19 protein-coding genes are annotated in these 15,651 nt (G+C 59.2%); 6 read left to right on the top strand and 13 right to left on the bottom strand.

What is annotated here, in order from left to right; translation table 11 throughout:
* Positions 1-10: 10 nt before the first annotated feature.
* The 7 genes from rbsD to JOE29_RS13945 form a co-directional block, all read right to left on the bottom strand.
* Positions 11-415, bottom strand: coding sequence for a D-ribose pyranase (rbsD, locus tag JOE29_RS13915; RefSeq protein WP_210079616.1), 405 nt, complete (start codon positions 413-415; stop codon positions 11-13).
* A complete protein-coding gene (gene rbsK, locus JOE29_RS13920; protein ID WP_024684328.1) occupies positions 412-1,332 on the bottom strand; it encodes a ribokinase in 921 nt (306 codons plus the stop codon). The genes rbsD and rbsK overlap by 4 nt, the downstream gene beginning before the upstream one ends.
* 30 nt (positions 1,333-1,362) lie before the next feature.
* A complete protein-coding gene (locus tag JOE29_RS13925; protein ID WP_074953342.1) occupies positions 1,363-2,379 on the bottom strand; it encodes a substrate-binding domain-containing protein in 1,017 nt (338 codons plus the stop codon).
* 1 nt (position 2,380) lies between these two features.
* A complete protein-coding gene (locus tag JOE29_RS13930) occupies positions 2,381-3,373 on the bottom strand; it encodes an ABC transporter permease (RefSeq protein WP_016567902.1) in 993 nt (330 codons plus the stop codon).
* A complete protein-coding gene (locus JOE29_RS13935; RefSeq protein WP_210079617.1) occupies positions 3,370-4,923 on the bottom strand; it encodes a sugar ABC transporter ATP-binding protein in 1,554 nt (517 codons plus the stop codon). Before JOE29_RS13935 ends, JOE29_RS13930 begins: the two co-directional genes overlap by 4 nt.
* Positions 4,924-4,976: 53 nt before the next feature.
* On the bottom strand, positions 4,977-5,936 hold the full coding sequence (locus tag JOE29_RS13940; protein WP_003346032.1) for a sugar ABC transporter substrate-binding protein: 960 nt from the start codon (positions 5,934-5,936) through the stop codon (positions 4,977-4,979).
* A gap of 193 nt (positions 5,937-6,129) precedes the next feature.
* A complete protein-coding gene (locus JOE29_RS13945; RefSeq protein WP_003315580.1) occupies positions 6,130-6,354 on the bottom strand; it encodes a YgdI/YgdR family lipoprotein in 225 nt (74 codons plus the stop codon).
* Between the two features lie 137 nt (positions 6,355-6,491).
* Here JOE29_RS13945 and JOE29_RS13950 point away from each other — a divergent pair, with 137 nt between their 5' ends.
* The 3 genes from JOE29_RS13950 to JOE29_RS13960 all read left to right on the top strand — a co-directional run bounded on the left by JOE29_RS13950 (position 6,492) and on the right by JOE29_RS13960 (position 7,908).
* Positions 6,492-6,743, top strand: coding sequence for a DUF1654 domain-containing protein (locus JOE29_RS13950; protein WP_004418201.1), 252 nt, complete (start codon positions 6,492-6,494; stop codon positions 6,741-6,743).
* A 4-nt stretch (positions 6,744-6,747) separates the two neighbouring features.
* Positions 6,748-7,449: an endonuclease I family protein gene (locus JOE29_RS13955; protein WP_003423784.1), complete on the top strand. Its 702-nt coding sequence runs from the start codon at positions 6,748-6,750 to the stop codon at positions 7,447-7,449.
* 222 nt (positions 7,450-7,671) lie between these two features.
* A complete protein-coding gene (locus tag JOE29_RS13960; RefSeq protein ID WP_044311535.1) occupies positions 7,672-7,908 on the top strand; it encodes a DUF6555 family protein in 237 nt (78 codons plus the stop codon).
* 74 nt (positions 7,909-7,982) lie between these two features.
* Here JOE29_RS13960 and map read toward each other — a convergent pair whose 3' ends face one another.
* The 4 genes from map to JOE29_RS13980 all read right to left on the bottom strand — a co-directional run bounded on the left by map (position 7,983) and on the right by JOE29_RS13980 (position 10,447).
* Positions 7,983-8,774 carry a type I methionyl aminopeptidase gene (map, locus tag JOE29_RS13965; protein ID WP_003416218.1) on the bottom strand — a complete coding sequence of 264 codons (792 nt, stop codon included), beginning with the start codon at positions 8,772-8,774 and terminating at the stop codon, positions 7,983-7,985.
* A complete protein-coding gene (locus JOE29_RS13970) occupies positions 8,771-9,028 on the bottom strand; it encodes a ParD-like family protein (RefSeq protein WP_003346037.1) in 258 nt (85 codons plus the stop codon). Before JOE29_RS13970 ends, map begins: the two co-directional genes overlap by 4 nt.
* An 87-nt stretch (positions 9,029-9,115) precedes the next feature.
* Entirely contained in the window at positions 9,116-9,313 is a 198-nt protein-coding gene (locus tag JOE29_RS13975) for a hypothetical protein (protein WP_003416217.1), read from the bottom strand.
* Between the two features lie 102 nt (positions 9,314-9,415).
* Positions 9,416-10,447, bottom strand: a complete 1,032-nt coding sequence (locus JOE29_RS13980) for an Ldh family oxidoreductase (protein ID WP_210079618.1) — start codon at positions 10,445-10,447, stop codon at positions 9,416-9,418.
* A gap of 271 nt (positions 10,448-10,718) precedes the next feature.
* On the opposite strand from JOE29_RS13980, the gene JOE29_RS13985 reads away from it, so the two are divergent.
* Together JOE29_RS13985 and JOE29_RS13990 are read left to right on the top strand one after the other, a co-directional pair.
* Positions 10,719-11,747: a FecR family protein gene (locus tag JOE29_RS13985; protein WP_210079619.1), complete on the top strand. Its 1,029-nt coding sequence runs from the start codon at positions 10,719-10,721 to the stop codon at positions 11,745-11,747.
* A gap of 225 nt (positions 11,748-11,972) precedes the next feature.
* Positions 11,973-12,365: a Fe2+/Zn2+ uptake regulation protein gene (locus JOE29_RS13990; protein ID WP_099315010.1), complete on the top strand. Its 393-nt coding sequence runs from the start codon at positions 11,973-11,975 to the stop codon at positions 12,363-12,365.
* 30 nt (positions 12,366-12,395) lie between these two features.
* Here the strand turns inward: JOE29_RS13990 and JOE29_RS13995 are convergent, their stop codons facing one another.
* The gene (locus JOE29_RS13995; RefSeq protein WP_003393013.1) at positions 12,396-12,584 is read right to left on the bottom strand and encodes a hypothetical protein; all 189 of its coding nucleotides are present in this window, start codon (positions 12,582-12,584) and stop codon (positions 12,396-12,398) included.
* Between the two features lie 244 nt (positions 12,585-12,828).
* On the opposite strand from JOE29_RS13995, the gene JOE29_RS14000 reads away from it, so the two are divergent.
* Positions 12,829-14,637 (top strand): monovalent cation:proton antiporter-2 (CPA2) family protein, encoded by a 1,809-nt coding sequence (locus tag JOE29_RS14000; RefSeq protein ID WP_057405622.1) that lies wholly within the window; start codon positions 12,829-12,831, stop codon positions 14,635-14,637.
* 37 nt (positions 14,638-14,674) lie between these two features.
* Here the strand turns inward: JOE29_RS14000 and JOE29_RS14005 are convergent, their stop codons facing one another.
* Entirely contained in the window at positions 14,675-15,601 is a 927-nt protein-coding gene (locus JOE29_RS14005; protein WP_003393011.1) for a glycosyltransferase, read from the bottom strand.
* Positions 15,602-15,651: the final 50 nt, after the last annotated feature.

A 15,651-nucleotide genomic window follows, 5' to 3' on the forward strand; every position in this document is an offset into this window, starting at 1 on the left:
TCTTGAATAACTAGAAGACGACTCCGGACACCAGCGCCACATTACTGTACGGCTGACATTCTCCGGTACGGATGATTGCCTTGGCCTTGCGACTCAAGACCTTGAGGTCTTCGTGGCTTATCCAGCGTTGTTGCCCCAATTGGTCGTCGAGATTCAGGCTTTCGATCACCTGCAACGCAGGCGGCTTGACCTCGGCCATCTCGCTGGCCAGCACATGGCTTTCAACCTGCATTTCACTCAGCACGACATCCAGCACACTGATGAAATCCGGCACACCGCGGGTCAGCGCGAGGTCGATCAGTTCGACGCCTGCCGGTACTGGCATGCCGGCGTCGACGATCATCAGGATGTCACCGTGGCCCAGCGATGCAATCACGCGGGACAGGACAATATTGAGTAACGGGGTCTTTTTCATAGCGAATTGAATTCCTGTACTTCCTCAAACGTCGGGATGGACGGCTGGGCACCCGCTCGGGTGACGGAGATGGCCGCCGCAGCCTGACCGAAACGAATTGCCTGCAACTCGCCATGGCCTGCGGACAATGCCGCCGCAAAACCGCCGACAAAGGTATCACCTGCAGCGGTGGTGTCCACGGCCTGCACGCGTCGCGCTGGAATATGCTCCATGCCAGACGCATTGGCGAACAGGGTTCCGTGCTCGCCGAGGGTAATGATCACGTTGCGCGCGCCGGCCGCCAGCATGGATGATGCCGCGTTTTCAGCGGCAGCCGGTGAGTCAACGTTTACACCGGTCAGGGTCTGCGCTTCGCTTTCGTTCGGGATCAGGTAGTCGATCAGGGCATACCAGTTTGCCGGCAAGGGCTCGCTGGCAGGCGCAGGATTGAGAATAACGGTCTTGCCCAGCGCACGGGCGCGGGCCAGGGTATGGAAAACGGTCTCGGTCGGCACTTCGAGCTGGCAGATGACGATTTGCGAATCCGCCAGCAGCGTGTCGAAGCGCTCGATCAATGCCGGACTGAGCCGACCATTGCCACCGGCCACGATGACAATGGCGTTCTGGCTGTTGGCGTCGACCACGATCGAGGCGATACCGGTGGACACGCCCTCAACGACGGTCACCGCCTGACAATCGATCTGCTCGGCCAGCAACGCTGCACGCAATTGTTCCCCGTAGGCATCGGCCCCGACACAACCGATCATCGCCACGCTGGCGCCCAGACGTGCCGCAGCGACCGCCTGATTCGCACCCTTGCCGCCCGGCACGGTGTCAAATGTTTCCCCGCTCAAGGTCTCGCCGGGACGCGGCAGACGCTGGGCGCGGATGACCAGATCCATGTTCAGACTGCCCACTATCACTATTTTTGCTTGCATGGCTCATTAATCCGTTGCTGTACGTGCACGTCATTCGTTGGACAAAGTGTTTGGCGCTGCCGTGGACTCGCGCACCACGACGCTGGGCGTCACGAGTCTTTTTTCGGCAGGAAGCCCATGGGGTGTGGCGATTCTGCTCAGCAGCATTTCTGCAGCGGTTTCGCCCAATTGCATGATCGACTGCCCCACGGTGGTGAGCGCCGGATAAACGTAGCGACTCATCTGGATATCATCGAAACCGATCACCGACAGGTCCTGAGGCACGCGAATCAAGCGCTCGGCGGCGGCGCGCAGCACACCGATGGCAATCACGTCGTTGCCGGCAAAAATCGCGGTCGGCGGGCTTTCTGCCAGCAGCTGGCACGCGGCCTCATGACCGGCAGAGCTGGTGAACTCACTGTGCAGCGACCATTCGGCCCGGACCTGGACGGACGCCTGCTGCAGGGCGCGCCGATAACCCGCCAGACGCATCTCTGCCACGGTGCTATGAACTGGCCCGCCGATACAGGCAATGGCGCGATGCCCCAGGTCCAGCAAGTGCCGAGTCGCCAGATAAGCGCCCTGCTCATGGTCGATACGAATCATGTCGGCATCGATACCGTCCAGTTCCCGGTCAACGATCACCAGCGGCGTACGGACCTCGGCAAGTCCGCCTGCAACACCGGCATCACCACCGACCGAAGAGACAATCAGACCGTCCACGCGCTTTTCCAGCAGCACGCGCAGATAACCACGCTGTTTCTCCGGATTGTCATCGGAGTTGCAGAGGATCACACAAAAACCATTGCGCTCGCAGTAATCCTCGATACCCCGCGCCAACTCGGCGAAGTACGGGTTCATGCCGTTGGGAATCAACAGACCGATAGTCGAGGTGGTCTTGGCCTTCAGCGAACGCGCCACTGCACTGGGCACATAATCGAGCTGTGCAATGGCGGCTTCGACCTTGAGCCTGACCGGCTCGCTGACCGGCCGGGTCTTGTTCAGCACGTGGGAAACCGTGGTGTACGAGATACCCGCAAGGGCCGCGACATCCTTGATGGTTGCCATATCAGCCCTGGCGCCGAGCCCGGTGGCTGCGATAGGTGTCCAGCACCACAGCGATCACGATCACCGCACCGGTGATGATCCGCTTGGTCGGCTCGGTCGCACCGATCTGCGCCAGGCCTGCGGCCAGCACAGAAATGATCAGCACACCGAAAAAGGTGCTGATGATCGAACCGCGACCGCCCATCAGGCTGGTACCGCCGATCACCACTGCCGCAATGACCTGCAGCTCTAGCCCGGCACCGGCATTAGGGTCGGCCGCTTCCAGCCTGGATATCTGGAACAGTGCCGCAACACCGGCCAGCAGCCCCATCAGCGAGAACACCAGAATCTTGTAAGGCTTGGGATTGATACCCGCCAGACGCACGGCCTCTTCGTTGGTGCCAATGCCGATCAGGTAGCGACCGAAAACGGTGCGGGTCAGTACCGCCTGAGCGACGAAGATGACCAGCAACGCGATGATGAAGGACGGCGCAATGCCAAAGGCAATCGGATCGGACAGCCAGGCGAACGAATCACCGATGTAGGCGGTACGCGAATTGGTCATCTGATAGGCCGCGCCACGGGCCATTTCCAGCACGCCCAGAGACACGATGAACGAAGGGATGCGCCAGGCAACCGTAATCGAACCGGTGATCGTACCCGCCAGCGTCGCACAGGCAATGCCCAGTAACGCAGCCGGAAACACGCTCCAGCCCCAGCCGAGGATTGCCACACTGACCGCCGAAGCAGCCAGGGCCAGCACCGAGCCGACCGACAGGTCGATGCCGCCGATGATGAGGATCAGCGTCATGCCGACCGACAGCACCATCAGGTCCGGGATCTGGTTAGCCAGCATGCTGAAGGTCTGGTAGGACAGGAAGTGATCGCTGAGCAGCGAGAACAGCACGATCATCACCAGCAACGCACCGGCCAGCCCGATGTAGGTACCGAGGCCAAGGTAGTTGCCGCCGCGACGGACCGGCGCGGTCAGCGTCGGAGAAGGAGTATTTTTCATGAGTCGTTCCTGGGCGCCGCATCATTGAGCAGCGCGTCACGTTTCTGATAGCCGGCGAAGGCAGCGGCCAGCAATTGGTCCTGGGTCCAGCTGTCGCGTTCGAACGTGTCGATCAGGCGACCGGCAGACAGCACGCCGATACGATCACAAATCAGCATCAGCTCGCGCAGATCACTGGAAACCACCACCAGCGCCCTGCCCTGACGGGTCAGTTCGGCCAGCAGCGCGTAGATATCGAACTTGGCACCGATGTCGATGCCCCGTGTCGGCTCGTCGAACAGCATTACCGTGCAGTCACGTTCCAGCCAGCGACCGATCACCACCTTCTGCTGATTGCCACCCGACAGCTCGGAGACCAATTGGCCCGGACTGGAGCTGCGAATGCGCATGGCCGCCACCTGGCGCTGCGCCAGTTTCAGCTCATCGTCGCTATTGACCACGCCCGCGCTGGAGATCGAGTGCATGTTGCCCAGCGCAATGTTGGCGCTGATCGATTGCGACATCAGCAGGCCTTCGCTCTTCCGGTCTTCCGTGATCAGCGCGATACCCTGCTCCACCGCGTCGGATGGCGAGCGAATGCTGACCTTCTGCAGCGGCCTTCCGACTTCAATGTGACCACTGTCGGCAACGTCTGCACCGTAGATCAGGCGCAACAACTCGGTACGTCCGGCACCGATCAGCCCGGAAATACCGAAGATTTCACCTCGACGCACGTCGAAGGACACATCCTGAACCTTGCCGGCGCGACTGATCCCCTTGACCGACAGCGCCACCTCGCCAATCTGCCGGGCGCCCATGTCGATATGCTCGCCGAGCTCACGGCCAACCATCAGAGTCACCAGTTGCTCACTGTTGTATCGGGAAATCGGCTCGACACACACCAGTTTGCCGTCGCGCAGCACGGCGATGCGCTGGGACACCCTGGCAAGCTCTTCAAGCCGATGGGATATGTAGATGATCGAGACGCCACGTGCCTGCAGTCGGGTGATCTGCTCGAAGAGCATTTCCACTTCGCGCGAGGTGAGCATGGCAGTGGGTTCGTCGAGAATCAGCACGTGACAGTCGCCGATCAGGTTGCGTGCGATCTCGACCATCTGTTGGTGGCCAATCCCCAATTCGCCGACCAGTGTGTCGGGATCAATGGCGTCCAGCCCCACTTGAGCCATGGCCTCGATCGCGTTTTCGCGCAAGCGCTTGCGGTCGATCCAGCCGGCCCTGCGTGGCAGGTCGTGAAGAAACAGATTTTCGGCCACGGTCAGGGTCGGCAGCAGGTTGAGTTCCTGCATGACCATGCGAATGCCGAGTTTTTCAGCCTGGGTACGACTTGCCGGCTGATAAGGCTGGCCCTGGAATTCCATGTTTCCGGTGGTAGGCGTTACCAGCCCGCCGATGATTTTCGACAAGGTGCTTTTACCGGCACCGTTTTCCCCGGTCAGGGCCAGCACTTCGCCACGCATCAACGTCAGGTCGACGTCACCGAGTACGGGCTGTGCGTAGGTTTTGCCGATGCCACTGACCGAAAGAACAGCTGTCTGAGCAGACGCTGACATACATTTCTCCCAGCGCCCGTCCTCTGCGGACGGGCACCTTTACACGGCGTGGATCAAGGTTGAGTAACGAGCTGCACCGGCGTTTCGATCACGCCCTTATCGTTGGTATCGACCTTCTCGCCTTTGACCAGCTTGAGGGCAGCTTCGATACCGAAGACCGCCTGCTTGGCTGCGTACTGATCGGCCGTGGCCAGAACCCGGCCATCCTTGAGCATCGGCTTGATCGCATTGATGTTGTCGTAGCCCACGACCATGACCTTGCCAGCCTTGCCTGCCGCACGCACTGCAGAGACGGCGCCCAGCGCCATGCTGTCATTACCGGCCAGCAGGGCTTTCAGGTTCGGGTATTCATTGAGCATCGCCGAGGCCACAGCGTTGCCCTTGTCGATTTCCCAGTTACCGGACTGCGTGGACACCACTTTCATTTTCGCTTCGTCCATCGCGTCCTTGAAACCGGCGGTGCGTTGCTGAGCATTATTGGTGGTCGACACACCTTCGATAATGCCCACCTCGTCGCCAGCGGTCAGTTTCTTGGCCAGATAGTCGCCCACCAGCTTGGCACCCTTGCGGTTGTCAGGTCCTACGAACGGAATTTGCAGGCTCTTGCTTTTGAGCACGTCGACATCGAGCTGGTTGTCGATGTTGACGACCTTGATTCCGGCATCGGTGGCTTTCTTGAGCACCGGTACCAGCGCTTTGGAGTCGGCGGGCGCGATCACCAGCGCATTCACGTTGGAGGCGATCATCTGCTCGACGATGCGGATCTGCGCCGACGTGTCGGACTCATCCTTGATCCCGTTGGAGATCAGGTCGAATTCGGTAGCGTGTTCTTTCTGGTAGGCCTTGGCACCGTCTTCCATGGTCAGGAAGAACTCGTTGGCCAATGACTTCATGACCAGTGCAACCTTGGGTTTTTCAGGCGTCTGGGCATAGACGGTAGAGAGGGGCATAACTGCCGTGACGGCAGCAAACATGGCGACAGCGAGAAGGCGTCCAGCGAATGGCAGCTTCATGAGTTCATCTCCGATCTTGTGATTATTGTTCGGGCGAACGGCGCAGAATCGATGCCGGGCATCGCCGCGCAAACGTTTGCGAGGAGCGAACTATGGAAAAAGCTGCAGCCTTTGTCAATCCACCGGAAATTAAATCTTCCCTAGCTGCCCTTCCCCGGTAGCACGGGGAACGGGCGTCACAAAAAGTCGGGTTTCACTCTTCAGGTTTGACCGTCGCCACATCATCGGCCTTGATCCGGATTGTCTTGCCGGAGATATCCTCGAACTCGTAGAAACCGTCGCGGGTCTTGGTCTTGGGCATGTCTTTGGTCACGTACTGAGTACCGTTTTGCAGCGTGACGACCGAGGGCGTGGAACAGCCTGCCAGCAGCACAACTGCCGAGGCCAGTAACGGAAATGCCAGTGACTTGATATTCATGTGTGACTCCGGAAACGTCAGGTTTTTTTCAAGGCAATAGTGTGCCACTTCGAGCGCTTTATCTTACATAGATGTTGCGAAAGATCCGACACTCAAATACTGTATGCCCGTACAGCAATATTCAGGGACCTTTTTCCGTGGCAAAACAAAGCACAGCGACCCCCTCCACTCCCGGCCCTTACGAGCGCATGGGCATGCGGGTACAGAAGATCATCAACTCGCCCACCGCGCAGAAATCCAGGGCTGCCCTGCTCTTTCGTCAGCCGGACGAGGCAGAAGACGACTGGGCACAGCTCCTTGAAGAAATAGCCGAGAACGACAATGTCACCCTCGCCTGGCGCGACGACGGTGGCGTGCAAATATTCTGGACGTTGCCGAAGGAAGACTGACGGCATGACGTTTCGATTTTCCTCACTGCTTTGCACTACCCTGCTCATCACCGCCTCATTCGCCGCCCAGGCACAAGCACCGCGCACCTTCAGCGAAGCCAAGAAAGTTGCCTGGGGCTTGTATGCACCGCAGTCGACCGAGTTTTACTGCGGCTGCAAATACACGGGCAATCGGGTCGATATCGCTGGGTGCGGCTATGTACCGCGCAAGAGCGCCAAGCGCGCCAGTCGTATTGAATGGGAACACATCGTGCCTGCCTGGCAGATCGGACACCTGCGCCAATGCTGGCAGAACGGCGGGCGCAAGAACTGCACAAAAACTGACCCGGTCTACAAACGCGCTGAGGCAGACCTGCATAACTTGGTGCCCAGTATCGGCGAGGTCAACGGTGACCGCAGCAACTTCAGCTTTGGCTGGATACCCGAGCAAAAGGGCCAGTACGGTTCATGCCTGACCCAAGTGGATTTCAAGGCCAAAAAGGTCATGCCTCGCCCCTCGATACGCGGCATGATCGCACGCACTTACTTCTACATGAGCAAACAGTACAACTTGCGCCTATCGCGCCAGGACCAGCAGCTCTATCAGGCCTGGAACAAAACCTATCCGCCTCAGGCATGGGAGCGCCAGCGTAACCAGCAGGTCGCTTGTGTCATGGGACGCGGTAATGACTTTGTAGGCCCGGTAGACCTGAAATCGTGTAAATAACTACGATTGATCAAAGGCCGAGCCCTCAAACGGATGGATTGCTCGGCCATTGACTGATGCACTTGAGTGAATCCAAAACCACTCATCGGACAACTGTTAACTCAAACCATGAACAGTACGATTTTCGTTCTACTCTCTGAAAACAAGGGCGTGATCGGGAAGACTCTGCCCGTGCATATGCCAAAAAAATCAGGCTGATTATCACGTTCGCAGGCAGGAAAGATGAATCATCAAACGGAATTTGAAATTCACTATCAATTCAACGGCGAACCTCACTGCTTTCTGCATCATGCAAAGCAATTGTGTCAGAGCGACGCATTGCATTGTGCGACCCTGCATGCAGGTGTCGGGACCGTGAGCGGCAATATATCCGCAGGCCCGATGGGCGTCGCAACCTTGCAGGCCAAGCGTTTCGGCGTGACGCAGGTGCATTGGAGAAGGTCTTCGCTACAAGCCTGAAGCATCGTCCTCTTCAACAAAATAATGGCCTTCGAGAAGGCCATTGTTCGTATGTATCGCCAGCCCCTCCTGGATCAGATGGCGGGGTAGTTGCCTGTGCCATCAGGCCACGGCGTGAGCAGCTCGAAACCGGTCGAGGTGACGGCAACCATATGCTCCCACTGCGCAGACAGTGAGAGGTCGCTGGTCAGAACCGTCCAGCCATCCGGCAATGTCCGGGTGCCCGCCCTGCCTGCGTTGATCATCGGCTCGATGGTGAACACCATGCCGGGTTTCAGCCTGAGGCCTTTGCCCTGCGCACCGTAGTGCAGAACCTGCGGCTCTTCATGGTATTTGCGCCCGATGCCGTGTCCGCAATATTCGCGCACCACGCTGAAGCCTTCGCGATGAGCGACGCTCTGGATGGCATAACCGATATCACCCAGGGTTGCCCCAGGGCGCACGGCATGGATACCGGCGCGGGTTGCCTCATAAGTCGTCTCGACCAGACGCCTGGCCAGAGGGCTGACCTCACCCACCAGGTACATCCGGCTGGTATCGCCGTACCAGCCGTCCTTGATGACCGCGACATCGATATTGACGATGTCGCCTTCCTTGAGGATATCGGTGGCAGAAGGTATGCCATGACACACCACAGCATTCGGAGAGATGCAGGTGGTCTTGGTAAAACCGTGATAGCCGACGTTCGCGGGAATCACTTTCAGCTCTTTGACGATGTATTCATTACAGATATCGTCGAGCGCTTCGGTGCTGACGCCAGCCTTGACGTAAGGTGTGATCATCGCAAGCACATCGGCGGCCAGTCTGCCGGCTATACGCAGCTGCACGAGATCCTGTTCGGTCTTGATACCGATAGCGCTGCTCATGAGGCCGCCTTAGACAGGCTGGAAGCTGAAGGCTCCGAGACGTTGAAGTTCGAAGCGGTCAGCACGGTCTCACCAGCATTTTCGAGACGGATCAGCATCTGGCAGATCTCGCTGTAATCCAGCGCCGGGTGCAGTTCAGCGAGCATACCGACACGCATCCAGTGCTCGGCCTGCGCATTGATGGAGCGGCTGAGCGCAACGCTGGCAGAGCGCAGATTGGCGTGCATGTTTTCGGAAATTTTTACCAGACCCATGATTCACCTCAAGTTGAATATATGAAGCATATACGTTACGTATACTCACAATCAACCCGAGACGTGCCGTGGCTGCAATCAGCCACGTTATTCCATCGCGCTGGCCTGGCGGTATTCGCCGCCCGCGCGGGCGGCAGCGATGACGATCGACACCTCCGGCTCGTAGGCATTGAACTGGCGCAGTCCGGCCGCCAGCCGGAGAAAATCCTCGCGCTGCATTTCGTTGACTGAAGAGAGCGTACGGTGTTGTTGAGCAATCGGGCTTTGCGCTGACTTAAGGGACATGACAGACCTCATTCGTTCTTTACTGTTCATACATACAGTATTTTGAACCGCGCGCTGATACAAGACCAATCGCGACGAATGGTCGGTGAATTTGTAAATCCCTCAATGACCCGCCAGGGCCTGCAGGCGCTCCAGATCAGCCTGGGCGATGCTGATACCGTGCACCATCGATTGCGCGCGTTCGCTATAACGCCGATCCCCCGGCAGACGCTCCTGCCCTGCCCCATGGAGCTGTCGTACCAGCTCCTCGCTGCGCTGTGCAAACGACTGACCGCTGCCCTTGTCAGGGTCGATGACGATCAGCAACTGACCGGTCCAGGGCGTCTGTGCACCGGGATGCTTCGACCAGTCGAATTCGAACGAGAAATTGCCCCCTGTCAGCCCTGCTGCCAGCAGCTCGACCATCATCGACAATGCAGAACCCTTGTGCCCGCCGAACGGCAACAACGCGCCCCCCTCGAGAATGGCGCGAGGCTCTTCAGTGGGCTGGCCGTCACAATCGACACCCATGCCCGCCGGCAGCAGTCGACCTTCACGTGCGGCGATCTGTACATCACCGTGGGCGATGGCGCTGGTCGCCAGGTCGAAAACGATGGGTTCGCTGCCTGCACGGGGCGCGGCGAAAGCAATCGGGTTGGTGCCAAACAGGGGCTGACGCGCACCATGTGGCACAACGCAGGTCATGCTGTTGACCATGCTCAGGGCCACCAGCCCCTGTTCGGCGAAAGGCTCGACATCCGGCCATAACGCAGCGAAGTGATGAGAGTTGCGAATGGCCAGAACCGCAATGCCGGCACTGCGCGCCTTGTCGATCAACAGGGCTCTGGCCGCCGCCAGTGCGGGCTGGGCAAAACCGCCTCCGGCATCGACCCGGACAAACGCAGCGCCGACATCCTCGACCACCGGCACAGCCTTGCCATTCACCCAGCCGCTGGCCAGCGATGACAGATAGCCGGGGATGCGAAAGATGCCATGGCTATGCGAGCCGTCACGCTGGGCGCTGGCGCAGTTCTCGGCAAGCACCTCGGCAACCTCTGCGCTGGTGCCATGGGCGAGGAAGATTCGGCGCAACAGATCTGTCAGTTGCTCAAAGGAAACGGTCCGGGTCGACTGATCGGCAGAATTGGCGCGCATCTGAAACTCCTGTTCATGGCGGTAGATCGAGAACGCTAGCGAGAATTACAAGGCGAAGGCAGGCCCCGAGAGTAGCGCTGCGGGTTGTGCAAAGACACTCCCAAGGGTAATAACCTGATCGCAGCGGGCAGACTGCGACGGGAAGTTTTCAATGAGACCAGCTTGCATTCACCAGAAAATACGCAGCGCCTTGATGGGCAATAGCCTGCAAATGTTCTCTCTGCCTGAAATCAAAGGGTAGAATGCGCCGAAGGTATAGGCCGGAGCGCCCATGAGCGACCCTCTTTTCAGCAACGCAGAACACGACGCGATCACCGATGCCGCTGCGCATTGGTGCATGCGCCTGCATGCAGAAGACTGTACCGCCGCCGAACGGAAAGCATTCGAGCAATGGCTGAAGGCCCACCCTCTGCATGCGATTGAATACAACGCCATGCTGGAAGTCTGGGATATCGCCGGGCAAATCGAACCGCTCAATCCGGCACCTGTGCGCCAAGCCCAGGCTGTCCGATCTGATCAGGTTCGACCTCGTCGCGGTCGCCGCTGGGCAAAACTGGCCGCAGCCGCAGCGGTGGTTGCCATGGCGCTGCCGATTGCCGGGTACGTCGGCTGGCATCAAGGCTGGCTGCCTGACGCCTACGAGACTTACAACGCCGATACCGCCACACGCCTGGTCATGCTCGAGGACGGCAGCCGTGCCGAGCTGAACCTGGGTACCGAGCTGACCTATGCCAATTATCGGGATCGACGCAGCGTCACGCTGACAAAGGGCGAGGCGTTCTTTGAGGTCAGCCACGACAGCACGCATCCCTTTGTCGTCGATGCCGGTGCAGGCAGCATCAGGGTCACCGGCACGCGCTTCAATGTATGGATGTATCAGGATCAGGTACGCGTGACGCTGGTCGAGGGGTCGGTTCAGATCAACAGTGATCGTGCGCATCCTTCTTCGAGCCACGCCCTCGCCCCCGGCATGCAGGCCATCTACAAGACCGGCGACGACGCTCCACTGATCAGCCAGACCGAAGCACGCGATACCAGCCTGGCGTGGCGCAATGGCAAGCTGATCTTCAATGATCTGCCGCTCAGCCAGGCACTGCCGCTGATCAATCGCTACCTGCAAACACCCATTCTGCTGGCGGACAGCGCAACCGGTGCCATGCGCCTGGGCGGCAGTTACAACACCCACGACCTGTCGAGCCTGCTAGGCTCTCTGCCCAAGGTGTTGCCGGTGTATGTGACGCAGAATCAGAACGGCAACCCGGTACTCAACCGCCGCACCGCCGACACACCGAAAGGCTGATCGCACTCGCGGTCTTGCAGATGCGTAGCCCATTCGGCTGCGCCCATCGTCGGAACAATCCCCTCTCACTCCCGACGATTCTTCATCTAACCTCAAGCGCACCATGCTGCAGCGAGCCTGTACAGACTGGGTCGCGTATTTTTTTCCGTCGATCACTGAGGTTTTGCCGAGCTCGTTCGTCTTAGTAATTGAGAGTGTTTAAAAAGCCTGAAAAGGAGTTTGCGGATGTTCAATCGCCAAGGAATCACGACTCGCACCCTGCTGCGGCAAACCGCAGTGGCTGCGCAGGCACGGTCGCCCGCTCTGGAGACCGAGCGGCCCGGAAACGAGCACATCCGGATGCTTCTGAAAAGCTTTGGCCTGCGCACCAGCCTGGTCAGACTCAAGGTGCTCGACGCGCTACTGGTCTCGAGCGAAGAAGGCCACCCTCTGGGAGTACGCGGCGTACACAGCCAGTTGCTCAGGCTCGATGTGCCGCTATCGTTTCTCAGCGTGCGCGAGGTCCTCAAGCGTCTGTGCGACGAGGGCGTGATCGACCTCAACGACGACAAGACCTACAGCCTGCACCCCCGGGCCCGGGATTGGCTGGGGGAAGTCGGCAAGGACGGTGCCCGGTAAATCCGTCTTCGTCGCACCGGTCACCAGCGCTTAGCGCTTGACCTTGCGCCGCATGATGCCGTTGAGGATCACTACCAGCACCGCCACGCTGATGGCGATGTACTGAAAGGTCTTTTCGGTGATGGCACCGCTGTTTTGCAGATGCGACAAGCCCAGCATGATCGCCAGAACGCCGAGGGCGATCAGAATCGAGTAAATCAAACGCTGCTTGTTGGTCATAACGGTTTCCTGAATGCTCATGAGCCGGCAACTGACGCTGCCTGTTTGCGGGCATATCTTACGCCCATGCGCAACGGATGGCATCGTCACCCTACCTATCACTCTCCTGCGCACCCTTTCATGTACGTTCTATCAACGACGTTGATTATCGTCATGCCGCGATGCGCGTTGCCGTGTAAAACTCCCATGCTTTAATACCGCCCCTGCTTCAACCGTGTGTTCAATTATTACCAAGGAGTTTTACATGCCCCATGAAGGCAGCCTGCTGCAGGTCGCAGTGGTATTTCTGCTCGCCGCCGTGCTGACTGTGCCGCTGGCCAAGCGGCTGAAGCTGGGCGCGGTGATCGGCTATTTGTTCGCCGGCGTGATCATCGGCCCTTCGGTATTAGGCCTGATCGGCGATACCGAGAGCGTCAGCCATATTTCCGAACTTGGCGTGGTACTGCTGCTATTCATCATTGGCCTGGAGCTTTCGCCCAAACGCTTATGGGTCATGCGCAAATCCGTGTTTGGCGTGGGCATGGCGCAGGTGCTGCTCACCGGCCTGATCATCGGTGGGGTCGCCTTCGCTGCCTTCAACCAGTCGCTGAACACGGCGGTCATTCTGGGCCTTGGCCTTGCCCTGTCGTCCACGGCCTTCGGCCTGCAGAGCCTGGCGGAACGCAAACAACTGAATAGCCCGCACGGCAGGATGGCGTTCGCCATTCTCCTGTTTCAGGACATTGCGGCGATCCCGCTGATTGCCATGGTGCCGTTTCTGGCCGGAGCCGATCATGCAATGGACACCGGCGAAAGCATCAACCACGGCCTGCGCGTGCTGGGCAGCATTGCCATCGTAGTGATTGGCGGACGCTATCTGCTGCGTCCGGTGTTTCGTATCGTCGCCAAGACCAAAATCCAGGAAGTCTCGACCGCCACGGCCTTGCTGGTGGTGATAGGCACGGCGTGGCTGATGGAACTGGTGGGGGTGTCCATGGCGCTGGGCGCGTTTCTCGCCGGCCTGTTGCTGGCCGACTCCGAGTACCGTCACGAACTGGAAGCACAGATCGAACCGTTCAAGGGGCTGCTGCTGGGGCTGTTTTTCATCAGCGTTGGCATGGGCGCCAACGTCGGCCTGTTGCTCAGCTCGCCGCTGATCGTGCTGGGCCTGACGCTGTTGCTGATCGCAATCAAGCTGCCGATGCTGTTCCTGATCGGTCGCACCCTTGGCGAACTCAACAACCGCAGCGCGCTGCAGTTGGGCCTGGTACTGGCCGCAGGCGGCGAGTTTGCCTTTGTGGTGTTCAAGATCGGCAGCGCTCAGGGGCTGTTCGAGGCCGGGCTGTACGACATGCTGGTGTTGACCATCACCTTGTCGATGGCGATCACGCCGTTGCTGTTCATTGCCCTGGCACGCTGGATCAAACCCAGGATCAAGCCCGTCGAGGTGCCGGCCGAATACCGCGATATCCAGACCGACAAACCTCGGGTGGTGATTGCCGGCATGGGCCGTATGGGGCAGATCGTCGCGCGTATCCTGCGCGCGCAGAAGATTCCTTTCATCGCCCTGGACACAGCCGTCGAGTCCATCGAGTTTTCACGCAGCTTCGGCAATGTCCCGGTCTTCTATGGCGACCCGTTGCGCCCGGAAATATTGCGTGCCGCCAAAGTCGATGAGGCCGAGTTCTTCGTCATCGCGACCGATGATCCCGACACCAACATCAAGACTGCCGAGCTGATCCGCAAGCTGTATCCGCACATGAAGATCATTGCCCGCGCACGTAACCGCCAGCATGTTCATCGGTTGATGGACCTGGGCGCTCACGCAGTTCGCGAAACGTTCTACTCGAGCCTGGAAATGAGTCGCCAGACCCTTATGGGCCTGGGCCTCAGCGAAACCCAGGCCGACGCGCGCGTCAGTCGCTTCAAGCGTCACGACGAACAGGTGCTGGCCGCTCAGCACGAGGTGTATGACGACGACGCCAAGGTCCTGCAGACTGCCCGCGAAGCCAGGGCCGACCTGGCGCAGCTGTTCGAGTCAGACCGTCTGGACGAAGAAGCCGCGAAAAGCTGACCTGCTCATGCGCCGCAGGCCTGGTCTGCGGCGCAACTCAGGCGTAAGGGCTGTCCCAGTAGCGCGCGTACATGCCGAGCTTCTTCTTCACGCCGCGCGGCAGGCGCTTTTCCTGCCGACTCAGCTTGTAGGCCAGCAGCTTCAGCGCATTACGCACGAACGACACAGGCCACCAGAGAATTCGCCGGGGACCGAGGAATTTCAGCTCGGACTTGACGTAACGCATGCCCTCACCACCGATGCCGCCAAAGGTTTCGTAGATCCATGCTTCGCGGGCCTGGAACACGCCGATATCGAAGTAACGGCGAAACTCTTCACGCAGGCTGTAATTGTGCGAATGACGGCATACTGCCGAACCTTCGTAAGCCGCTTTCCAGCCATCGATAAGCATTTTCGCGGTGACGTACATGTCTTCAGAGAGGATCACATGTCGCGGGAAACCGCCAATGGCCCGCAACGCTTCGCCTCGATAGGCCGCAAACGAGTTGGACATAAATGGGGTCTTGATGCCCAGCGTACCGGCATCGGCGAGGGTCTTGACCTGCGAGGTTGGCGGGTAATTGAACAACCGCGCATGCTGGGCCAGCAGGTTGGCGTCCTTGTGCGGCAACTGTCGCCCGCATACCGCACCGACCTTAGGGTCGGCGAATGGCAGCAGAAGGTTGGCGATGGCATTGATGTCTTCAACATACGCATCCTGGGTCATGAAGACATACACGTCATAGTCGGGATGCAGATCGACCATCATCTGCCGGGTGCCGCCGTGGTTGAAATCCTTGCTGTCGATACGCAGTACATTGGCACATCGCGATTGCGCCAGCTCCAGCGTGCCATCCGAAGAACTGGAGTCCACGATCAGCGTATCGAAGCTGGCAGTCTGCGCAGCCAGTGAATCCAGCAGACGCTCCAGATCCTTGCGTCCGTTGTAGGTCGGGATCACACAAGCCACTCTCAATGGCGCCATAACAATACTCCAGGGCGAAGTCCGGTTGCCCACTGTGTCAGCGTTGTTGA

The organism is Pseudomonas sp. PvP009 (genome assembly GCF_017832995.1).
GTDB classification, from domain to species: Bacteria; Pseudomonadota; Gammaproteobacteria; order Pseudomonadales; family Pseudomonadaceae; genus Aquipseudomonas; species Aquipseudomonas syringae.